This window comes from Actinomadura sp. 1N219 (genome assembly GCF_044326405.1).
Lineage (GTDB): Bacteria > Actinomycetota > Actinomycetes > Streptosporangiales > Streptosporangiaceae > Spirillospora.
In genome coordinates this window covers 15,910-36,708 of record NZ_JBIRAY010000007.1, presented here as the reverse complement: position 1 = coordinate 36,708, position 20,799 = coordinate 15,910, and the positions used below count along the sequence as shown (strand labels likewise).

16 protein-coding genes and 1 tRNA gene are annotated in these 20,799 nt (G+C 71.3%); 8 read left to right on the top strand and 9 right to left on the bottom strand.

Going from position 1 to position 20,799, the window contains the following annotated elements; all coding sequences use genetic code 11:
- Nucleotides 1-367: 367 nt before the first annotated feature.
- Complete coding sequence (locus ACH35V_RS22070; RefSeq protein ID WP_395974801.1) at nt 368-688, bottom strand: hypothetical protein; 321 nt, start codon at nt 686-688, stop codon at nt 368-370.
- Nucleotides 689-785: 97 nt separating this feature from the next.
- On the opposite strand from ACH35V_RS22070, the gene ACH35V_RS22065 reads away from it, so the two are divergent.
- Nucleotides 786-2,651: a CocE/NonD family hydrolase gene (locus tag ACH35V_RS22065; protein WP_395974800.1), complete on the top strand. Its 1,866-nt coding sequence runs from the start codon at nt 786-788 to the stop codon at nt 2,649-2,651.
- Nucleotides 2,652-3,041: 390 nt separating this feature from the next.
- On the opposite strand, the gene ACH35V_RS22060 is transcribed toward ACH35V_RS22065, so the two are convergent.
- The 3 genes from ACH35V_RS22060 to ACH35V_RS22050 all read right to left on the bottom strand — a co-directional run bounded on the left by ACH35V_RS22060 (nt 3,042) and on the right by ACH35V_RS22050 (nt 7,173).
- Nucleotides 3,042-3,713, bottom strand: coding sequence for a response regulator (locus ACH35V_RS22060; protein ID WP_395974799.1), 672 nt, complete (start codon nt 3,711-3,713; stop codon nt 3,042-3,044).
- An 8-nt stretch (nt 3,714-3,721) separates the two neighbouring features.
- Entirely contained in the window at nt 3,722-4,876 is a 1,155-nt protein-coding gene (locus ACH35V_RS22055; RefSeq protein ID WP_395974798.1) for a sensor histidine kinase, read from the bottom strand.
- A gap of 95 nt (nt 4,877-4,971) precedes the next feature.
- Nucleotides 4,972-7,173 (bottom strand): MMPL family transporter, encoded by a 2,202-nt coding sequence (locus ACH35V_RS22050; RefSeq protein WP_395974796.1) that lies wholly within the window; start codon nt 7,171-7,173, stop codon nt 4,972-4,974.
- 306 nt (nt 7,174-7,479) lie between these two features.
- On the opposite strand from ACH35V_RS22050, the gene ACH35V_RS22045 reads away from it, so the two are divergent.
- The gene (locus tag ACH35V_RS22045; RefSeq protein ID WP_395974794.1) at nt 7,480-8,094 is read left to right on the top strand and encodes a hypothetical protein; all 615 of its coding nucleotides are present in this window, start codon (nt 7,480-7,482) and stop codon (nt 8,092-8,094) included.
- Nucleotides 8,095-8,299: 205 nt separating this feature from the next.
- On the opposite strand, the gene ACH35V_RS22040 is transcribed toward ACH35V_RS22045, so the two are convergent.
- Nucleotides 8,300-8,373 (bottom strand) — tRNA-Arg (locus ACH35V_RS22040).
- A 125-nt stretch (nt 8,374-8,498) separates the two neighbouring features.
- Between ACH35V_RS22040 and ACH35V_RS22035 the strand changes: the two genes are divergently transcribed.
- Genes ACH35V_RS22035 through ACH35V_RS22020 form a run of 4 tightly spaced genes read left to right on the top strand, consistent with a single transcriptional unit; the run spans nt 8,499 to nt 12,380 of the window.
- Nucleotides 8,499-9,290 carry a phosphotransferase enzyme family protein gene (locus ACH35V_RS22035; RefSeq protein WP_395974792.1) on the top strand — a complete coding sequence of 264 codons (792 nt, stop codon included), beginning with the start codon at nt 8,499-8,501 and terminating at the stop codon, nt 9,288-9,290.
- The gene (locus ACH35V_RS22030; RefSeq protein ID WP_395974790.1) at nt 9,265-10,161 is read left to right on the top strand and encodes a cobalamin biosynthesis protein; all 897 of its coding nucleotides are present in this window, start codon (nt 9,265-9,267) and stop codon (nt 10,159-10,161) included. Before ACH35V_RS22035 ends, ACH35V_RS22030 begins: the two co-directional genes overlap by 26 nt.
- Nucleotides 10,158-11,660 carry a cobyric acid synthase gene (locus ACH35V_RS22025; protein ID WP_395974788.1) on the top strand — a complete coding sequence of 501 codons (1,503 nt, stop codon included), beginning with the start codon at nt 10,158-10,160 and terminating at the stop codon, nt 11,658-11,660. The genes ACH35V_RS22030 and ACH35V_RS22025 overlap by 4 nt, the downstream gene beginning before the upstream one ends.
- Before the next feature lie 39 nt (nt 11,661-11,699).
- Nucleotides 11,700-12,380, top strand: a complete 681-nt coding sequence (locus ACH35V_RS22020; protein WP_395974786.1) for a DUF1444 domain-containing protein — start codon at nt 11,700-11,702, stop codon at nt 12,378-12,380.
- Here the strand turns inward: ACH35V_RS22020 and ACH35V_RS22015 are convergent, their stop codons facing one another.
- Nucleotides 12,381-13,922 (bottom strand): ArnT family glycosyltransferase, encoded by a 1,542-nt coding sequence (locus tag ACH35V_RS22015; protein ID WP_395974784.1) that lies wholly within the window; start codon nt 13,920-13,922, stop codon nt 12,381-12,383.
- Between the two features lie 178 nt (nt 13,923-14,100).
- Between ACH35V_RS22015 and ACH35V_RS22010 the strand changes: the two genes are divergently transcribed.
- Complete coding sequence (locus tag ACH35V_RS22010) at nt 14,101-14,742, top strand: LysE family translocator (protein ID WP_395974782.1); 642 nt, start codon at nt 14,101-14,103, stop codon at nt 14,740-14,742.
- A gap of 40 nt (nt 14,743-14,782) precedes the next feature.
- On the opposite strand, the gene ACH35V_RS22005 is transcribed toward ACH35V_RS22010, so the two are convergent.
- Complete coding sequence (locus tag ACH35V_RS22005; RefSeq protein ID WP_395974781.1) at nt 14,783-16,540, bottom strand: serine/threonine-protein kinase; 1,758 nt, start codon at nt 16,538-16,540, stop codon at nt 14,783-14,785.
- A gap of 111 nt (nt 16,541-16,651) precedes the next feature.
- Here ACH35V_RS22005 and ACH35V_RS22000 point away from each other — a divergent pair, with 111 nt between their 5' ends.
- On the top strand, nt 16,652-17,605 hold the full coding sequence (locus ACH35V_RS22000; RefSeq protein ID WP_395974780.1) for an alpha/beta hydrolase: 954 nt from the start codon (nt 16,652-16,654) through the stop codon (nt 17,603-17,605).
- A 37-nt stretch (nt 17,606-17,642) separates the two neighbouring features.
- On the opposite strand, the gene ACH35V_RS21995 is transcribed toward ACH35V_RS22000, so the two are convergent.
- Nucleotides 17,643-19,409: a protein kinase gene (locus tag ACH35V_RS21995; protein ID WP_395974779.1), complete on the bottom strand. Its 1,767-nt coding sequence runs from the start codon at nt 19,407-19,409 to the stop codon at nt 17,643-17,645.
- A 77-nt stretch (nt 19,410-19,486) separates the two neighbouring features.
- Nucleotides 19,487-20,782 (bottom strand): DUF4389 domain-containing protein, encoded by a 1,296-nt coding sequence (locus ACH35V_RS21990; RefSeq protein WP_395974778.1) that lies wholly within the window; start codon nt 20,780-20,782, stop codon nt 19,487-19,489.
- Nucleotides 20,783-20,799 lie beyond the last annotated feature (17 nt).

The following is a 20,799-nucleotide window of genomic DNA, read 5'->3' as shown; positions in this document are numbered from 1 at the left end:
GCGCCCGCTGGCCCAGAGACGGCCCGGCACGCGGCCAGACGCGGCGGCCCCATCGTCATGCTCGGCATCCAGGCGGCGCCCCGCCCCCTTCGCCCTCGCCGACATGACGGTAAGGGAGGTCGACGTCATCTCCACCAACGCCCATGTGTGTCCGATGGACCTGCCGGAGGCGCTGCAACTACTGCACACACCCGCGCTCTCCGAGACAAGCGAAAAAACGGGCTGCCTCAGCACTCGGCACTTTCATGGTGAAGACGGTGACAAGCCCAGGCGCATCGAGGCCTTCTAGAGATCTCCGCTCGGCTCCGATGCCGTCGGAGGAAAGCCTGAGAAGTCCGGACTCCCAGCCCGCGACCTCAGAGAAAGCTCATACCGATCGAGTCTTCAACCTGGCGTTCGACTTGATCGGCACGTGGCCGCCATCGGCAGCGCCGTCGTCGACATGGCGCGCCAGTCCGGCTACGCCCTGGGGGTCGCCGGGCTCGTGGCGATCCTCGGAAGCGAGACCGCCCGGCACACCGGCGACGCCTTCCGGGGGTGCTGGATCTTCGTTACCGCACTGGTGTTCATCAGTGCGGCGGGCGCGCTCCAGATCCGCGGGCGGCAGAGCATCCCGCGCGCCGAGGACGGTGACAATTGCCCACAAATCAGACCGCTCGCCGCACCGGTCGACCCGCTCGTCCGACACCGCTGGACCGTCCTCCTGACCGTCCGGCGTGATCGTGCGATGCTCCGCCCGACGGGTGGGCGACCCCACCGCCACCGGCCGGGAAGGAGTTGCGGCGATGCGCGCGAGACGGCGGATGACCTGGGCGAACGGACGGAGCCGCAGCTGGCGGCTGGCCCTCGGAGCGGCGGCGGTCGTGGTGGTACTGGGCGGCGTCGCCGCCGCGCCACCGGCCGAGGCGGCGCCGAAGGCGGAGGAGTGCGAGTTCAGCGTCCAGAAGGATGTTCCCGCCACCATGCGCGACGGGACGGTGCTGCGCAGCAACGTGTTCACGCCGAAGGGGGACGGTGAGTTCCCCGTCATCCTGATGCGGCTGCCCTACAACAAGGAGGGCGCCCTGAGTTTCGTCTACGGTGCCCCCGACCGTTATGCCAAGGCCTGCTACCTCGTCGTGGTGCAGGACGTCCGCGGCGAGTACAAGTCGGACGGCACTTTCTACCCGTACCGGAGTGAGGCCGAGGACGGCTACGACACCATCGAGTGGTCCGCCGCTCTGCCGCATTCCAACGGCAAGGTCGGCATGTACGGGTTCTCCTATCCGGGGCTCACGCAGTGGCTGCCCGCCACCCTCACGCCCCCGCACCTGGTCACGATCGCCCCGGCGTTCACGTCCTCCGACATCTACGACGGATGGACCTACGAGGGCGGCGCGCTGTACCAGGCGTTCATCCAGGACTGGCTGCTGAGCTTCCTCAACGGGGGCGTCATCAGCAAGCTCCCGGACGGCGCGAAGCTGCGGGCGGAGATGACCCAGGCGTCGCGGGACCTGCACGCCAAGTGGTACAAGCACCAGCCGCTGAACAACTTCCCGCCGCTGTACCCGGAGGACGACCGCATCGCGCCGTACTACTTCGACTGGATCGACCACCCGAGCGACGACGACTACTGGAAGCGCTGGAGCATCCGCACGAAGTATCCGCAGGTCAAGGTGCCGTCGCTGAATTTCGGCGGCTGGTCCGACATCTTCCTCAACGGGACGGTGGAGAACTTCGCCGGGATGCGCGCCAAGGGCGGGTCCGAGGTCGCCCGGCAGGGCACGCAGCTCCTCGTCGGGCCGTGGACGCACGGCGGCTCGGGCCGCAGGGTGGGCGCCGTCGACTTCGGCCCCGAGGCGGTTGTCGCGGTGGGTGATCTGCATCAGCGCTGGTTCGACCACTGGCTGAAGGGGATCGACAACGGCGTGGACGAGGATCCGCCGGTGAAGGTCTTCGTGATGGGCGCCAACAAGTGGCGCACGGCTGACTCCTGGCCGATCCCCGGCACCGCGAACACCACGTACTACCTGCACAGCAAGGGCGACGCGAACACGGCGAACGGCGGCGGCACGCTCGACACCACCGCGCCCGCGACGGACGAGAAGGCCGACCAGTACCAGTACGACCCGGCGAACCCGGTACCGAGCGTCGGCGGCCGCTTCCAGAGCTCGGTGCCCGGCGGCCCGCAGGACCAGCGGCCCGTCGAGCAGCGGCCGGACGTGCTGGTCTACAGCACCCCGCCGCTCACCAAGGACACCGAGGTCACCGGCCCGATCTCGGTCACGCTGTACGCCAGGTCCTCGGCGAAGGACACCGACTGGACGGCGAAGCTCACCGACGTCCAGCCGGACGGCACCTCGATGCTCGTCCGGGACGGCATCCAGCGTGCCCGGTACCGGGTCTCGCTGGAGAAGCCGGAGCTGATCACTCCCGGCGAGGTCTACAAGTACACGATCAAGCTGTGGCCGACCAGCAACCTGTTCAAGGCGGGCCACCGCATCCGGCTGGAGATCTCCAGCAGCAACTTCCCGATGTACGACCGGAATCCGAACACGGGCGGGAAATTCGGCGCGGACACGACCACGCAGCCCGCGTCGCAGACCGTCCTGCACGACCCCGAACACCCGTCCTCGATCACCCTGCCGATCATTCCGGCGCCCGTCCGCTGAGACACTTCTCGATGGCTTACTAAAAAGGGGGTCAGCTCGCCTTTCGGGCCCGGGAGAGAACCACGCCGCGCTGGCGCTTCACGACCATGCGCGCGTGGTTCTTCCGGGCGCGGGATGGGGGCGGTGTCCAGCGGGTGATCTCGGTGGTGGTGAGCGCGAGCAGGGCGCGCAGGAGCCTGGTGGCGTGGCGGGCGCCTAGGTGCCCGGACCTACGTCACCCGCGATGGTGAATTGTCGCTGCTGGTGCGCTGCGAGCCCAGGTTCATCTGCGCGACGCCCCGGCCTGCCCCGACGGCGACCACACACCGTCCTACCCGCTGGACGCGCCCCACCCAGGAACCTGGCAATTCCATTCCTGACCGCGCGTCCACACTTACAGTCCGGGCCCGATCAGCCGGGGGGACGCGCGAGACCTGACCGGTAGGCGATGACGACGAGCTGAGCGCGGTCGCGGGCGCCCAGCTTCATCTTGGCCCGCTGGACGTGGGTGCGCACGGTCAGCGGGCTGACGAACAGCTCCTTCGCGATCTCGGTGTCGGACTTCCCGTCCGCGACCAGGAGCGTCACCTCGCGCTCGCGAGCGGTCAGGACGGCCAGGTCCTCCGGGAGCACCGGCTCCGCGCCGGGCTCGGGGACGGCGAGGAAACGGCCGATGAGTGAGCGCGTGGCCGTGCTGGACAGGAGCGCGTCACCGGACGCCACGGTGCGGATGCCGTCGAGGAGCCCGTCGGCGGAGACGTTCTTGCCGAGGAACCCGCTCGCGCCGGCGCGCAGGGCCCGTGCGACGTGCTCGTCGGTCTGGAACGTGGTGAGGATGAGGACGCGGGTGGCCCCGAGGTCCGGGTCGGCGCAGATGGCCTCGGTCGCGGCGAGGCCGTCCGTGCCGGGCATCCGGATGTCCATGAGGGCGACGTCGGGACGGTCCGCGCGGGCGAGCTCGACGGCCTGCGCACCGTCGGCGGCCTCGCCGACCACCTCCATGTCCTCGCAGGAGTCGATCAGGATCCGGAACGTCGCCCGCAGCAGGGCCTGGTCGTCGGCGAGCAGAACACGTATGGTCATCAGGGCCTTCAGGTGTGGATGGGCAGTTCGGCGGTGACGGCGAAGCCGCCTTCGCGACGGTGACCCGCCCGAAGCCGTCCGCCCGCGGACTGTGCGCGTTCGCGCATTCCGATGAGGCCGAACCCGCCGCCGGCGGCCGGCGCGTGCGGGCCGGAGCCGCCGTCGTCGCTGATCGTGAGGGTCAGGGTGTCGCCCCCGTAGGCGAGCTTCACCTCCGCGGTGCTCGCACCGGCGTGCTTGGCGACGTTGGTGAGCGCCTCCTGCGCGATACGGAACGCGGCCAGGTCGACGCCGGGTGAGAGCGGCCGTGGCTCCCCGTCGACCGTCACGGTGGCGTGGAGCCCGGCGGAGCCGAACGCGGAGACCAGCTCGTCGAGCCGCCCCAGTCCGGGGGACGGCTCCAGCGACTCGGGGTCGTCCGTTCCGCGCAGGAGGCCGACGGCGGCCTCGAGCTCGCGTAGCGCCGCGGCGGTGGTCCGGCTCAGCTCCGTGAGGATCTCCGCGGCCTGCTCGGGGTCGGTGCGGACGATGTGCGCGGCGGTGCCCGCCTGGGCGTTGGCGAGGGCCATGTTGTGGGCGACGACGTCGTGCAGTTCCCGGGCGATGCGGACGCGCTCCTCCGCGACGCGGTGCCGGGCCTCCTCCTCGCGGGTGCGTTCGGCGTGCTCGGCGCGGGCGTGCGCGGCGTCCAGGTAGGCGCGTCTGCCCTGGACCGCCGCGCCCGAGACGAGTGCCACGATGATCCAGAACGCGGGGGCGAACATCGCCAGCTGCTGGTCCTCGTCCTCCGCGAGGGACACCTGTGCCGCGACGACGAACACCGCGATGGCGATCGCGCCGTACACGCGCGCTGTCCGCTCGGGAGTGCGGACGCCCAGCGCGTAGAACGCGACGACGAGCGGAATCATGTACTCGTGGCTGATCGGATAGCCCGCGCCGCCGGTGATGACGGTGCAGAGGACGACGAACGCGGCGACGGCGCCGGGGTGGCGGCCGCGCCACACCAGGGAGAGGCAGGCGGCGCTCGCGGGGAGGGTCCCGGGCCACCAGCCCGACTCGGTGTCGATGTACTGCGCGATGGTGATCACGGACAGCAGCAGCAGGAAGCCCGCCTCGACGATGCGGGGGTGGTCGTCGGCGAACCTCCGCCAAGCAGTGATCATGAGCTCCTCTCTTCCGGATGCCTGTACCCATGGTGGGGCACGGATCGTGGGGGCCGTCCCTGCGGCGCACGGACGGCCCCCACCGTCGCGGCAGGTCAGACGCGCGCCGTGTGCGGTTCGGCGGCGTCCGGCGCCGTCGCGAGCGGGGGCGGCGCCCGGTGGCGCAGGGACTCGCCCTCAACGTCGACGCGCGGCAGCAGCCGGTCCAGCCGGCGCGGCAGCCACCAGGCCCGCCCGCCGAGCAGGGCGAGGACGGCGGGCACGATCACCATGCGCACGATGACGGCGTCGAACAGCACCGCGACGGCCAGGCCGAAGCCGACCATCTTGATCATCATTCCGGCGCCGGTCATGAACCCGGCGAACACCGCCATCATGATCAGCGAAGCGGCCATCACGACCCGGCCGCTGTGCCGGAACCCGGTGACGACGGCCTGGCCCGGCGCCTCCCCGTGGACGTGCGCCTCGCGCACCCGGGAGACCAGGAAGACCTGGTAGTCCATGGCCAGGCCGAAGCTGATCCCCACCAGGAAGATCGGCAGGATGCTCATGATCGGCCCAGGCTGGTCGACGCCGAAGATCCCCGCTCCGTGGCCGTTCTGGAAGACCGTGACGAGCGCGCCGAACGCCGCGCCGATCGACAGCAGATAGCCGAGCGCGGCCTTGAGCGGCACCAGCACGGAACGGAACACCAGCAGCAGGAGCAGGAACGCCAGGCCCACGATGGTCGCGAGGTAGGGGATCAACGCCTTCTGCATCTTCACGCCGACGTCGATGTTCAGCGCGGTGGCGCCGGTGACCTCGAAGGTCGCGCCAGCAGCGGACTCGATCGCGGGACGCCCGTCGCGGATGTCCCGGACGAGGTCCTTCGTCCGCTCGCTGGTCGGCGCCGTGGACGGGGTCGCCGACAGCACCGCGGTCGTCCCCGCCTCGTCGAACTGGGGCGGGGAGACCGAGACCACGCCCTCGGTGCCGGCGATCTTCTTGGCGATCGTCTCGACCGCGGCCTTCGGGTCGCGGGCGTCGCCCGCGTCCACGACGAGGGTCAGCGGCCCGTTGAAACCGGGGCCGAAGCCCGTCGCGAGCGCGTCATAGGCGCGCCGCTCGCTGGTCGAAGTGGGCTTGGCCTCGTCGCCGGGCATGCCGAGCCGCATGTTGAGCGACGGGATCGCGACGGCGCCCAGGGCCGCGACCGCGACGAGCAGCACCGGCACCGGCCGCCGCAGGACGAACCGCGCCCAGCGGGCGCCCAGCCGGCCGCCTCTCGCGGCGCGCCTCTTGCGGGTACGGCGCGAAAGGACGGAGTTCGGCAGGAACCCGAGCAGCGCCGGGACCAGGGTCAGCGCGACCAGGACGCCGACGACGACCGCGCCGGCGGCGCCCATCCCCAGCCGCGTGAGCATCGGGACGCCGACCACCGACAGCCCGACCAGCGCGATGACGACGGTGAGCCCGGCGAACACGACCGCGGTGCCGGCGGTGCCTACGGCCAGCCCGACCGCCTCCCGGGGCTCGTGCCCCTCGCCTCGCTCCTCCCGGTAGCGGGAGACCACGAACAGGGCGTAGTCGATGGCGACCGCCACCCCGAGCATCAAGGCCAGCTCACCTGTCGAGGGGGACAGGTTGAAGACGTTCTGCAGCGCGGTGATCGACATGAGGCTGGTGAGCACCCCGATGATCGCGGTGACCAGCGACAGCCCGGCGGCGGCCAGCGACCCGAAGGTGATCAGCAGGACCACGGCGGCGACGCCGATGCCGACGATCTCGCCGACCCCGCCCGCCGGGTCGGTCTCCAGCGCGGACCCGCCGACCTCGACGGTCATCCCCGTCCCCTGCGCCTGCTCGATGGCGCCTCTCAACGCGTCCTTGCTCGCCTCGGTGAGGTCGTCGGTCGTGACCTTGTAGGTGACCGTGGCGAACGCCGTCGACCCGTCCTTGCTCACCGCCCCCGCCTCGAAGGGGCTCTCCACGTCGGCGACCTGCGCCCCCTTGGCCACCTGCGCCACCAGCGCGTCGATCGGGGCGCGGTTCTCCGGCGCGGTGATCTTCTGCCCGTTCGGGGCGATGAACACGACCCGGGCGTCGGCGCCGTCGGCCGCGGCGCCGGGAAACTTCTCGTTGACGTGGTCGAACGCCTTCTGGGACTCGATCCCCGGCATCGTGAACGAGTCGGACGGGGCCTTGCCCGCGTTCTGGGAGCCGAGGAAGGCGACGGCGAGGGCGGCGAGCCATAGCAGCGCCACCAGGTAGCGCCATCTGAATGCCCCGCGCCCCAACCGGTACAGGAAGGTGGCCATGGAAAGTCTCCGTATCTGCTGGTGGGAACCCCACAAGGCTCTCCGGGCGCGCACCCTCCCGTAATCGTGCGTGTCAAGGATTCGCGTACTGAAAAACGCGTACGCTCGAGCGCTCTCGCCCTGGGCCGGAAGGAGGAGAGGGCCCGCCTCAGAGGAGGACCGACTCGATCGGAAGGCTCGAGTCAGCAGGCAGTTCGAGGGTGGACGGGACCGCCCCGGAGACGACCAGCTCGGAGCCGAGCGCGGCGACCCTCGCCGCATGCGGCGGCCAAGTCGCGTGAGGGCCTCACCGGCACCATGACGGCCGTGACGCTCCTCTTGCTCAAGGATGCGCCGGGACGTCCGGACGCGTCGCTTCTGCGGGTGCTGCTGCGTCAATACGTCTTCGTCGCGGACGAGCGTCGTCCGGAGATGTCGCCTGATCTGGGCAGGGCGTTGCGGTGGCTGGAGACGGCGTCCATGCCGATCACGGCCCTGGACGAACCGCGGTTGGCGCGGAGTGCTCTAGAGGTCCTCGCGCTCCAGCTCGACGGACAGCCAGCGGCGGCCTCGACCTTTCGGGCACCTGAGCTGGTGACGATCCTCCGCGAACACCTCGCCGCGTTCGGCACGGCCGATGATGGGCGGCTGTTCGTCACCAGTAGCGGCGCGTCGTTCTCCGGCTCAGCCTACGCACAAGTCTGGAAGCGAGCTCGCGCCCTGGCGCTGACTCCTGATCAAGTCGAGTCACCCTTGGCGGCGCGTCCGTACGACCTGCGGCACGCGGCCGTCTCGCTGTGGCTGAACGCGGGCGTGCATGCGCCCGAAGCGGCCGAACGCGCTGGGCACGGGGTCGACGTGATGCTGCGTGTTTACGCTAAGTGCATAGACGGGCAACGGGACGTCGCCAACCAACGCATAGAGGACGCGTTGGCGGCATGACGAACGAGCGCGGTGGAGAGGCTTCGGAGCGTCCGGGGCCTCTCTTCGCTTGTGTGCTGACCTGGGCAAACGTGGGCGAGGTCATTCCGCGTATATTCCGTGAACGGTGCGCTGCGGCTGCCTCCGGTGGCACATGGCTGCATCCGGAGGAGCAAGATCAAGATGCATTCTTGCAGGTCAGAGCCAAGATGTGCTGGTGGGTGGGCGCGCCCGGCAGGATTCGAACCCGCGACCGTCGGATTAGAAGTCCGATGCTCTGTCCAGCTGAGCTACGGGCGCCCGGCGCCCGGCGGGACGCCGGGACACAGTGTAAGGGTGAGGGTCCTTCGGCTCCACATCTATAACGGCGTTACCACGGGTGGGCGGGCGGAGGTGGTGTATTGGGGGTCTTATCTTTGGTTGCTGTGGCGGTGAACTTTGAAGTGCCGCTCTCCGGCGGGGACGTGTCGGAGGGTGTGGTGCGGGTCGGCGAGACGGTGCGGAGGCCGTTGCGGGCGCATAGTCCGGCGGTGCACGGGTTGTTGCGGCATCTGGAGTCGGTGGGGTTCGACGGGGCGCCGCGGGTGCTCGGGGTGGATGGGCGGGGGCGGGAGGTGCTGAGCTGGGTGCCGGGGGAGGTGCCGTGCCAGCCGTTGCCCGGGTACGCGGTTTCGGAGGACGCGCTTAGGGGTGTGGGGCGGCTCTTGCGGCGGTATCACGAGGCGGTGGCGTCCTATGAGGCGCCTGACGGGGCTCCGTGGGACGGGGAGACGTCGAATCTGGACGGGGAGCCCGAGGTGATCGGGCATTGTGATGTGACGCCGGAGAACGTCGTTTTTCGGGATGGGTCGCCGGTGGCGTTGATTGACTTCGATCTGGCTCGTCCTACGACGCGGTTGTTCGATGTGGTGACGGCGTTGCGGCATTGGGGGCCGATCGCCGATCCGGCCGATCGGGACGCGGTGCTCTATCAGGTCGAGGTCGGGCCGAGGCTGCGGGTCTTCTGTGATGCGTACGGGTTGGAGCGGGGGTTGCGGAGGGACGTGCTGCCGGCGGCTCGGGTTCGGTTCGAGCGGTCTTATGAGGCCATGCGGGTTCGGGCCGAGGGTGGCGGTGGGTGGGCTCGGATGTGGCGGCGTGGGGCGGGGCAGCGGATACTTCGGGCGCAGGATTGGCTGGAGCGGAACTGGGATGAGCTTGATGCGTGTCTCTGGTGAGGGGCTTCTTCTCGGGGTGGCGTTGGACGCGCTTTTCGGTGATCCGAAGAGGTGGCATCCGGTTGCCGGGTTCGGGCGGGTTGCTTCGAGGGTGGAGCGGTCGGTGTATGGGGACTCTCGGTGGCGTGGGGTTGTTTTCGCCGGGGTTTTGGTGGGGGGCGCGGGCGCGGTGGGTCTTGTGCTTGAGCGGGTCGGGCGCGGGAGTGTTCTGGTAACTGCGGGGTGTACTTGGGCTGTGCTTGGGGGGACGTCCTTGGGGCGTGAGGGGCTTCTCATGGCGGGGTTGTTGGAGCGCGGGGATTTGGCTGCCGCCCGGGAGCGGCTTCCGCATTTGTGCGCGCGGGATCCGAGCGGGTTGGACGGGGAAGGGTTGGCGCGGGCCGTTGTGGAGTCGGTGGCTGAGAACACTTCTGATGCGGCGGTTGCGCCGCTGGTGTGGGGTGCGGTGGGGGGTATTCCGGGACTGCTCATGTACCGGGCCGTGAACACGCTGGACGCGATGGTCGGGTACCGGAATCCGAGGTACGAGCGGTTCGGGTGGGCTGCTGCGCGGCTGGACGATGTCGCCAATTGGGTTCCTGCACGGGTGACCGGCGGGCTGGTAGCGCTTTGTTCGGGGTCTGACGCGTGGCGGGTTCTGCGGAGGGACGGGATGAAGCATCCGAGTCCTAATGCGGGGCGGTGCGAGGCGGCGTTCGCGGGGGCGCTGGGCGTGCGGCTGGGGGGTGTGAACGAGTACGGGGGACAGGTCGAACGGCGTCCTGAAATGGGGGACGGAAGGGCTCCCGAAGTGCGGGACATCAGGAGGGCCGTGGGGCTTTCCGCCGTGGTGACGTTCGCGGCGGCGGCCGTGATCTGGAGTCTGCGGTGAGCGGGCTGCTCGTCGCCGGGACGACGTCCGACGCCGGAAAGAGCGTCGTCACCGCGGGGCTGTGCCGCTGGCTCGCGCGGCGCGGGGTGAAGGTCGCGCCTTTCAAGGCTCAGAACATGTCGCTGAATTCGATGGTGACGAGTGACGGGGCCGAGATCGGACGGGCGCAGTACATGCAGGCGCAGGCCGCGGGCGTGGAGCCTAGGGCCGTGATGAATCCGGTGCTGCTCAAGCCGGGCAGTGATCGGCGTAGCCAGGTCGTGGTTCTGGGACGTCCGGTGGCGGAGGTCGACGCGCTTCAGTACGGGGAGCGCAAGGAGTGGCTCAGCGGTGTTGTGCAGCAGAGTCTCGCGGAGCTTCGGGACGAGTACGACGTGGTGATCTGCGAAGGCGCGGGAAGTCCGGCCGAAATCAATCTGCGTGCGGGCGACATCGTGAACATGGGGCTCGCCAGGGCCGCCGAATTGCCCGTGGTCGTGGTCGGCGACATCGACCGGGGCGGTGTCTTCGCGTCGCTGTACGGGACGGTGGCCCTGCTGGAACCCGAAGACCAGGCCCTGATAGCGGGATTCGTCATCAACAAGTTCCGCGGCGCTCGGGAACTGCTGGAGCCCGGTCTTGACCAGCTTCGCAAGCTCACCGGACGCAACACGCTGGGCGTGCTGCCCTGGACGCTCGGCCTGTATCTGGATTCTGAGGACACGCTGGCATTGGACGCGCCCCGTCCCGACGCCAAAGGGCCGGTCGGGCGGGAGACGCTCAGGATCGTCGTAGTGCGGTTTCCGCGGATCTCCAACTTCACGGATCTGGACGCGCTGGCCTGCGAACCGGGTGTCGTCGTCCGCTATGCCGCCAGCGTCGGGGATCTGGCGGAGGCGGATCTGGTCGTCCTGCCGGGAACGCGGGCAACGGTGAACGATCTCGCCTGGCTTCGCGAGCGGGGAATGGCCGACGAAATCCTGAAGCGCGCCCGCGAAGGACGGCCCGTGCTCGGCATCTGCGGCGGCTATCAGATGCTCGCCAACGAAATCGTCGACCACGTCGAGTCGGGCGCCGGGCGGGTCGAAGGGCTCGGCCTGCTTCCCGCGAGAGTCGAATTCGGAAAAGAGAAGTCACTCGGGCGGCCGAGCGGCCGGGCGTACGGCGAGGACGTCCACGCCTATGAGATCCACCACGGCAAAGTAGAAGCCGAGGGTGAGCCGTTTCTCGACGGGTGCCGCCAAGGCGCCGTCTGGGGGACGACCTGGCACGGCGCAATGGAGAACGACGGCTTCAGGCGGGCCTTTCTCAGGGACGTCGCTCAGGAAAGCGGCCGCGATTTCACACCGGCGCCCGACGTGTCGTTCCAGGCGTTGCGGGAGGCGACCTTGGACGCTCTCGGCGACCTCGTCGAACAGCACCTCGACACCGACGCCGTGTGGCGGATCATCGAGGGCGGCGCGCCGCGCGGGCTTCCCGTCGTCCCGCCGGGCGGGGCGCCCGCCGCGACGGTAGGGTGATCCATTCAACCGCACCGGCCGCATCAGGAGGAGCGTTCCGTGACCGAGCCGCGGTCCAGTCTGATCGTCCCGCTGATGAAGGCGCGGGTGCCGGCCGAGGTCCAGCTGGAGTTCCCGCTGCCGCCGGACGAGGAGCCGATCCGCGACCCGTTCGCCGCCGACCTGTACATCGCCTACGCGCTGGAGATCGCCGACGAGGCCGTCCCGTCCGGGCGGCGGCACGAGCATGTGGCGCGGCGGCACTGCGCCGACCTCGGCGTGCGGCCCGAGGAGCTGCGCCGGCACGCGGTGCTCAACCTCCGTGACCGGCGTCCCGAGCTGAGCCTGAGCTGGTATCCGGACGTGCGCGCCGTGACCGTCTCCCTAAACGGAACGGCGGCCACCGCGACGACCGCGGCGGCGGGACGCGGGACCCTGGAGTCGAGCCTCCTCCTCGACGAGGGATTCCTCGACAAGCTCGCCCAGGACGTGGACGGCGACCTCGTCGTGGCCGTCCCGGCGCGGGACGTGTTCGTCGCGTCCGGAACCGGCCACCCGGACGGCGTCGGCAAGCTCCGCTGGACCGTCGCGCAGGTGTGGGCCGGGGACCGGAGCGACACCGGCGGCGACCCGGCCTGGGACGTGCCCGCCGGGAGCCTGCTCACCCACAACCTGCTGGTGCGGCGCCCGGCCACCGGCGACAACGCTAGCGGCATCGCCTGGGACGTCTTCCAGGACTGATCACGAAAGTCTCTTGAGGCGCGGCCACAGCTCCGGCCACGGGGCCCGCTGCCCCCGGCAGACCCAGATGGGCTTGCCCTGCGCCTGGTTGTCGAGATCGACGCCGTTGTCGACGCGGCTCACCGGGCGCACGTCCGTCCAGAACTGCCGCAGGTAGGACGCGCCCGCGACCGTTTCCGGGCCGACGACGACGGCGGGCCCGCCGGTGTCCGCCGGACGGCCGAAGTACCAGTAGCCGTTGTGGCCGCTGTAGGCGCGGGGAAGCCCGAGGTCCGGCCCGTACTTGTCGAGCGCTCCGGCCTCGCCGTAGTTGCTCACGACGATCGTCGCCTTCGACCGCTCGTCCGGCGGCAGCGCGCCGTAGACCCGCGCGACCTGGGCGGCGAAGCGCGGCCAGCCGACCGTCTCCGACGAGTCCCCGTTGACGGCCGGCTGCGGGGTGCCCGCGAGCTGCTTCACGGGATACACGGGCAGCGTCAGCAGGACGGTTGTGACCGCGGTGATCGCGTACACCGGGACGGACGCGAGCCATCCGAAGCCGCGCGGCGCGCCGTTCCGCTCGATCTCCACCGCGCCGGCCGCCCACAGCGCCGCCCAGAGCCCGCTGACGTAGTAGGGCTTGCCCGCCGTGATCAGGAACAGGACGGTCAGCAGCACGTACGCGTGCCCGACGAACCGGAACGTCCGCAGGTCGTCGGACCGGTACGTCCGCCACAGCCCGTAGATCCACAGCCAGGACGGGAAGATCCCGGTCAGCAGTATCTGGAACGGGATGAACCCGGGGCGTCCGCCGAAGTCGGCGTTGTCGGCGATGGCGCTCGCCATGTCGAGCTGCGGCCAGCCGTGGTCGGCCTGCCACAGCAGCCCCGGGACGGCCGCGGCGGCCGCGACCAGCGCCCCGGCGGCGAGCATCGGCCGCCGCAGGAACTCGCGCGGCCCGGACACCAGCAGCCCCGCGACGAGCGCGACCAGCAGGAACGGGGCCAGGTACTTGACGTTCAGCGCCAGTGCCGCCACGACGCCGACGGCGAGCAGCAGCCGCTGGTCGCGGGTCCGGACCCACCGGAGCGCGAGCCACACGATCGTCATCGACAGCAGCAGGTCGAGCGTCGCCGTGGAGAACAGGTGGCCGGCCGCGACGGCGAACGGGCACACCGCGTACGCGCCGACCGTCAGCAGCTGCGCCCGCCGCCCGCCGCCCATCTCCCGCGCCGTCAGCCCGGCGACCACCACGCTCGCGGCGGCGAACAGCGCGGACGGGACGCGCAGCGCGACGACCGAGTCGCCGAACACGGCCGTGACCGCGCGGGCGATCAGCGGCATCAGCGGCGGCTGGTCCGGATAACCCCAGGCCAGATGCCGTCCGGCCACGCGGAAGTACAGCTCGTCGCGGTGGTAGCCGTACCGCGCGCTGACGGCCAGCAACACGACGCCGAGCACGCCGGCGATCAGCAGCACCGGCCGCCAGGCGAACGCGGCGGACGCGGCGGGACGGGGGATCTCGACGGGACGACCGGACGCCGCGGAGGCAGGGGCGGACATGCGACGAACCTAATGCGGGCCCGCGCCCCGAGTCACGATCTTGAAACGGCCACCCCTGGACACGTCCGTCCAGGTGAGACCGCCCCGGCCGGCGCTACGGCGCGGCGGCGGCGCGGGGCGGCTCGTGCGGCCGAATATTCGGTGGGACGTGTCGGACGTGCTGCGTAAAGTCGCGGTCATGGTGTCGATAGATCAGATGCTGGCCTTCTCCGCGATGGCCTTCGCCATCATCATCATTCCCGGCCCGTCCGTGCTCTTCGTCGTCGGGCGCGCGCTCGCGCACGGCCGCCGCACCGCGCTCGCCGGCGTCATCGGCGGGGTGCTCGCCGCGCTCGTGCTGACCGTGGCCGTCGCGGTCGGCGTCGGCTCGATCGTGGAACGGTCCGCCGTCGTGTTCACGGCCCTGAAGATCGTGGGCGCCGTCTACATCGTCTACCTCGGGGTGCAGGCGATCCGGCACCGCCGGTCGCTGCAGGAGACGATCGGCGCGGACGAGCGGACGCAGGGCGGCGACCTGCGGGCCTTGGTCCAGGGCTTCGTGGTGGGCGTGACGAACCCGAAGACGACGGTGTTCTTCGCGGCCGTCCTCCCGCAGTTCGTCGTGCGGGAGCACGGGCACGTGGCGCTGCAGATGATCGTGTTCGGGCTGCTCTTCGCGGTGATCGCGCTGCTGAGCGACAGCGTCTGGGGCATCGCCGCCGGGACGGCCCGCGACTGGTTCGCCCGCTCGCCCCGCCGCCTCGCCGCGATCGGCGGCACCGGCGGGCTGATGATGATCGGCCTCGGCGTCACCGTCGCGACCACCGGCCGCAAGGACTGACCCCCGCCGGGGTCGGCGCCGGGGCCCGTCCTGGGTGAGGTCAGACCTCGCAGAGCGAGAAGTCGTCGAACTTCGCCTCGGGGTGGCCCGTGGAGCCGTCGGGACGGAACACGATGAGTCCGCTCGCGCCGTTCTCCTCGTCCGGGGCGGCGGCGGTGGTCTTCGCGACGGCCTGGCCGTTCACCCACAGGCCGAGGCTGACCTGCGAACCGTCCTCCACACACGCGGCCTGGATCCGGTTCTCGTTGTTGCGGAGCTCGGTGGCGGTTCCGGTCGCCAGCTCCGTCAGCCTGAGGTCGCCCAGCTTGGCGATGCGGGCGCGGCCGTCCTCGCGGAGGAGGAACGCGAAACCCGAGCTCTGCCCGTGGCAGTAGACCCCCGCCTCGCCGCCGTCGCCCTCGGACGACTCGACCTTCACGTCGATGAGCTGCGACTCGGGGACGTCGTTCACGGGCGCGTCCACGCGGGTCCGGTTCGTCACGGGGAGGACGTGCAGCTCGTACTTGCGGTCGCGGTAGGACGCGTCCCAGCTGGGGGTCGAGGCCTTCTTCCAGCCCGAGCCGTCGTCGCCGAAGTCGTCCTCGAAGACCTTCTCCTTCACCTCCGGCGGCTTCGCGCCGAAGCCGGAGCCGGAACCAGAGCCGGAGCCGGAATCGGAGGCCGTGGTGGCGTCGGAGTCGTTCGCCACACCGCGGGGGCCCGGAGCGAGCACGCCGGCCAGGATCGGGACGCCGATGGCCGCCACGGCGAAGGCCGCGATGAGCGGGCGGCGATGCTGCATCGCGCGCCGCGCCGCGGGACGCGCACGCGGAGGGGTCGGCGGCGCGTTCACCGGACGCGTCACCGGGACGGGCTGCCCGACCGGCCCCTGCGACGGCCGCGTCGAACCGCCGGATCCGGGCGAAGGAGCCGAACCGCCGCTGGGCTCCGGCGGGGGAGGGGGTGCGGCGTTCTGCGGGAGGACGAAGGTCGGTGGCGTCGCGGGCGGTTCGTCTTCGCCGGTCAGGGCCCGGATCAGCTGCTTGACCGCCGGACGTTCGGACGGCTCCTTCGCCAGCGACCGGGCGACGAGGTCGCGGACGGACGGTTCGAGGCCGTCGAGGTCGGGCTCGGCGGACGTCACCCGCTGGATGATCTCCGGGAGCGTGCCGCCGCCGAACGGGGCGCGTCCCGTGCCGGCGTAGGCGACGACGCAGCCCCAGGAGAACACGTCGGCCGCGGGCGTGACGTCCGCGCCGTGCATCAGCTCGGGCGCGATGTAGGCCGGGGTGCCGATGAACTGGCCGGTCCTGGTCGGGCCGTCGGAGGAGTCCAGCGCGCGGGCGATGCCGAAGTCGATCACGCGCGGGCCGGTCGGGGACAGCAGCACGTTGGACGGCTTGAGGTCGCGGTGCACGATCCCGGCGCCGTGGATCGCGCTCAGCGCCGTCGCGATGTTCACCGCGAGGGCCTCCAGGTCGCCGCCGCGCAGCGGCCCGCCCTCCTTGACGGCGTCGTCCAGCGACGGGCCGGCGACGTACTCGGTGACGATGTACACCGGCTCGCCGTCCAGCCGGGCGTCCAGCACCGCGGCCGTGCAGAACCGCCTGACCTGCCGCGCCGCGGTCACCTCACGCCGGAACCGCTCGTTGAACGCCTCGTCGTCGGCGAGCTCCGCATTGATGACCTTGACGGCGACCTGCCGGCCCGACTCGTCCTCGCCGAGGAAGACGGTGCCCATGCCGCCGCGGCCCAGCCTGCCGGTGAGACGGTACGGGCCGAGCCGCTGCGGGTCGCGGTCGCGAAGAGGGGCCTGCATGGCTCGGACTCCCGGGGGCCGGAGGGCTGTGTTGTGGTTCGGTCGGTCTTGCGGTTCAGTCTCTATGACGTTCGATCAAGGGGAATCAGTTCGCCCGACCTGGGAGGAAGCGTGGACGTGACGGCGGATGTGCTCGGCGCCGGGTACGAGGCGATCGAGCTGCCGATGGGCCGCGACGCCGAAGGCGAGGTCGTGGCGACGCTCGTGCGGCGGCGCGGCGCCGCTCCGTCCGGCCGGGCCGTGCTGTACCTGCACGGGTTCGTCGACTACTTCTTCCAGCGGCATCTGGCCGACTTCTACCTGGAGCTCGGCTTCGACTTCTATGCGCTCGACCTGCGGAAATACGGGCGGTCGCTGCGTCCGCACCAGACGCCGAACTTCATCGAGAGCCTGTCGGACTACTTCCCGGAGATCGACGAGGCCGTCCGGATCGTCCGGGACGTGGACGGGCACGGCACGCTCCTGCTGAACGGCCACTCGACCGGCGGCCTCATCGCGGCCCTGTGGGCGGACAGGGCGAAGGGGGAGGGCCTGGTCGACGCCGTGTTCCTGAACAGCCCGTTCCTCGACATCGCGGAGCCGCTGGTGATGCGCAAGCTCGGCGCGGGCCTGGCGCGGGCGCTGCGATCGCGGTTCCCGAAGGCGAAGCTGCCGGCGGGCGTGTCCGACCGGTATCCGCGGAGCATCCACCGCGACCACGAGGGCGAATGGGACTTCGACCTCGGCTGGAAGCCGATCCTCGGGTTCCCGGTGCGGGCGGGGTGGCTGGCGGCCGTCCGGCGCGGGCAGCTCCGCCTGCACCGGGGCCTGGACGTGGACGTGCCCGTGCTGGTCATGGCGTCGACGCGGAGCGTCCGTCCGACCCGCAAGGTGCTGGACGTGACCGGCGCCGACGCCGTCCTGGACGTCGAGCACATGGCGCGGTGGGCGCCCAGGATCGGGCGGCACGTCACGCTCGTCCGGATCGACGGCGGCCTGCACGACCTGGTGCTGTCGGCCGAGCCCGCCCGGTCGCAGGTCTTCGCGGAGCTGACCCGCTGGACGAACGCCTACCTGCCCGCCTGACCGGCGCCCCGGCGCCCGACCAGCCCGACCAGGCCGCCTAGCCGCGGATCTTCGACATGTCGAAGTCGTCGAACTGGACGCTCACCGGCTGGGCCGGGTTCCCGCCCCGCTGGATCTCCAGCCCGGTCCAGCCGTTGCCGAGCGGCTGGTCGGCGTCCGTCTCGTCGATGACCTGGTCGCCGTTCACCCAGAGCCGCAGCCGGACCTCCTTGCCGCCGTCGCGCCCCTCGCAGGCGATCTGGATCTTGTTCGCGCCCTTGGCCGAGTAGCCGGGCACCGAGTCGGGGGCGGCGAGCTCCTTGTTGCCCTGATCCCCGTTGACCTTGCGGAGCACCGCGCCCTTGCCGTCGTTGCGGATCAGGAACAGATACTGGGTGATCTTGCTGTCGGTGTTGTTCGCGCGGCACGTCGTCCCGAACAGCGCGTCGGGCGGGCCCTGCGCCACATCGGCGGTCACGGTCGTGAGGATCTGGTCGGGGATGGTCTTCACGTCGTCCGTGGGCACCCACCGGCCGACGGTCGCGGTCGAGTCGCTGGTCTGCATCCAGTACTTGCCGTCGCGGTAGCCGTAGTCGTCGCCGAAGCTCTCCCAGCCGGAGTCGTCGTTGGAGAAGTCGTCGCTGAACGTCGTCGCGAGGTTGTCGGGCGGCCCGCCCGCGCTCAGGACGGTGAACCCGACGACGGCGAACAGGGCCAGCGCGGCGGCTGCGGCTCCGGCGATGATCAGCGGACGGCGGCGGAGCCCGCCGGAGCCACGGCCGGACGGCCGGGCGTCGTTGCGCGTCGCGTCAGGCCCGAGCATCGCCGTCGGCTGCTGGAACCCGGCCTGACCAGGCGCCTGACCGGGCGGCTGACCGGGGACCTGGGCGTGCGTCGGCTGGCCCGGCGGGCCGGACCGCGCCTGGACGGTCGGGTCGGCCGCCGCGCCGTGCCAGCCCGCCTGGACGGTCTCGGCGAGCGTCGCCGGGTCGGTGGTGCCGTTCCCGACGAGCCGCGCGAGAAGCTCCTGGACGGACGGCCGGTTCCGCGGGTCCTTGTCGAGGGCGGCGCCGACCACGTCCCGGAGGTCCGCGTCGAGGCCGTCCAGCTTCGGCGCGTCGTGCACGACGCGGTAGAAGATCTCCGGGACGGTGTTGCCCGCGAACGGGGCGGTGGCCGTCCCGGCGTAGGCGACGACGCAGCCCCAGGAGAAAACGTCCGACGCGGGCGTGACCTGCTCGCCGCGCAGCAGCTCGGGCGGCAGGTAGTTCGGCGTCCCGACGAACTGGCCGGTGCGGGTGGGGCCGTCGGCGGCGTCGAGCGCGCGGGCGATGCCGAAGTCGATCACGCGGGGGCCGGTGGCCGACAGCAGCACGTTCGCGGGCTTCAGATCGCGGTGGACGATCCCCGCGCCGTGGATCGCGGCGAGCGCGGTGGCGACGCCGACCGCGACGCCCTCCAGGTCGGAGCCGGGCAGCGGGCCCCGGTCGGCGACGGCGCGTTCCAGGCTCGGGCCCTCGATGTACTCGGTGACGACGTACAGCGGGTCCTCGTCCAGCTCGGCGTCGATCACGGGGGCGGTGCAGAACCGGCGGACCTGCCGGGCGGCCGTCACCTCGCGCCGGAACCGGTCCCGGAACGCGGCCTCCCCGGCCAGCTCCCGGTTGATCACCTTGACGGCGACGCGGCGGCCGCCGCGGTCCTCGCCGAGATAGACCGTCCCCATGCCGCCGCGGCCGAGCCTGCCGACCAGTCTGTAGGGGCCGAGTTCCGCGGGGTCCTCGGGGCGCAGGGCCTCGCCGTTCTCTCCTGCGTGCGTGGTCATCGTGATCCTGAACTGGGATTAGGGAGTCGTTTCCGTAGAACCCTAGCGGGCTGTGCTAAATCGGATGCGCAAAGTGCTCAGCGCGTTCGCCGCACGCGAGGAAGAGTGCGGAAGGGCGGGAGCATCTCGCCGGTGAGGCCGAAGGCGTACGCCACGACCCGGGCGGACCAGCGCTGCCAGCCGACGACGAGCCCGTACAGGCGGCGCGGGTAGCGGCCGGTGAACGGGATGACCAGCCAGCTCAGCGCCATCACCACCACGAGCAGCGCGAACATGACCAACATCACGATCAGGTGCGGGAGCACCAGCACACCCCGCACTAACGTGAACCAGCGCCTCGGCCCCTGCCACTCCTCCGGGAACGGCAGGTCGACGACGACGGTCTTCTCGTCCGCGGCGGGCTCGCGGGGGATGGGGGACGCGGGCGCCCGCGCCGGCTCCTCGACGTCGGGGACGGGCCTCGGCCGCGGCGCCTCCGCCTCCGGAGCGCGCTCCGACGTAGGGGGCGGGCCCACCCAGGTCGTGGAGATCGCCTCCGCGGCGTGCTCCGGGCTCTCCTGGCCGACGAGCCGGGTGAGGATCTGCCGCGCGGTCGGGCGGCCGCGCGGGTCCTTGCCGAGCGCGGCCGTGACGACGTCGCGCAGCCGCGGGTCGAGGCCGTCGAGGTCGGGTTCGTCGTTGCCGATGCGGTGGAACGTCTCCGCGACCGTCTTGCCCAGGAACGGCGGGCGCCCCGTCCCGGCGTAGGCGACGACGCAGCCCCACGAGAACACGTCCGACGCCTGCTCGACCGGCTCGCCGCGCAGCACCTCCGGCGCGATGTAGGCGGGCGTCCCGACGAACTGGCCGGTGCGGGTGGGGCCGTCGGGGGCGTCGAGGGCGCGGGCGATGCCGAAGTCGATCACGCGCGGGCCGGTGGCCGACAGCAGCACGTTCGCCGGTTTCAGGTCGCGGTGGACGATCCCAGCGCCGTGGATCGCGGCGAGCGCGGTGGCGACGCCGACCGCGACGCCCTCCAGGTCGGAGCCCGGCAGCGGGCCCTTGCCGTCGACGGCCTTCTCCAGGCTCGGCCCGTCGATGTACTCGGTGACGATGTACGGCGGGTCCTGGTCGAGCCCGGCGTCCAGGACGGGCGCGGTGCAGAACCGGTGGACGCGCCGCGCCGCCGTCACCTCGCGCCGGAACCGCGCGAGGAACGCCGCCTCCCCGGCCAGCTCCCGGTTGACGACCTTCACCGCGACGCGGCGGCCGTCCGGCTCGGCGCCCAGGTAGACGGTTCCCATGCCGCCGCGGCCGAGGCGTCCGAGCAGGCGGTAGGGCCCGAGGACGCGCGGTTCGTCCTGCTCCAGCGGTTCGGCGGCATATGTGGTCATGGTGGGCGGGACTCCTC

What these genes read in the sequence shown, in the direction of transcription:
- ACH35V_RS22065 (WP_395974800.1), top strand. Translation starts at nt 786, where the DNA reads ATGCGCGCGAGACGGCGGATGACCTGGGCGAACGGACGGAGCCGCAGC.
- ACH35V_RS22060 (WP_395974799.1), bottom strand. Translation starts at nt 3,713, where the DNA reads ATGACCATACGTGTTCTGCTCGCCGACGACCAGGCCCTGCTGCGGGCG.
- ACH35V_RS22055 (WP_395974798.1), bottom strand. Translation starts at nt 4,876, where the DNA reads ATGATCACTGCTTGGCGGAGGTTCGCCGACGACCACCCCCGCATCGTC.
- ACH35V_RS22050 (WP_395974796.1), bottom strand. Translation starts at nt 7,173, where the DNA reads ATGGCCACCTTCCTGTACCGGTTGGGGCGCGGGGCATTCAGATGGCGC.
- ACH35V_RS22030 (WP_395974790.1), top strand. Translation starts at nt 9,265, where the DNA reads ATGAGCTTGATGCGTGTCTCTGGTGAGGGGCTTCTTCTCGGGGTGGCG.
- ACH35V_RS22015 (WP_395974784.1), bottom strand. Translation starts at nt 13,922, where the DNA reads ATGTCCGCCCCTGCCTCCGCGGCGTCCGGTCGTCCCGTCGAGATCCCC.
- ACH35V_RS22010 (WP_395974782.1), top strand. Translation starts at nt 14,101, where the DNA reads ATGGTGTCGATAGATCAGATGCTGGCCTTCTCCGCGATGGCCTTCGCC.
- ACH35V_RS22005 (WP_395974781.1), bottom strand. Translation starts at nt 16,540, where the DNA reads ATGCAGGCCCCTCTTCGCGACCGCGACCCGCAGCGGCTCGGCCCGTAC.
- ACH35V_RS21995 (WP_395974779.1), bottom strand. Translation starts at nt 19,409, where the DNA reads ATGACCACGCACGCAGGAGAGAACGGCGAGGCCCTGCGCCCCGAGGAC.
- ACH35V_RS21990 (WP_395974778.1), bottom strand. Translation starts at nt 20,782, where the DNA reads ATGACCACATATGCCGCCGAACCGCTGGAGCAGGACGAACCGCGCGTC.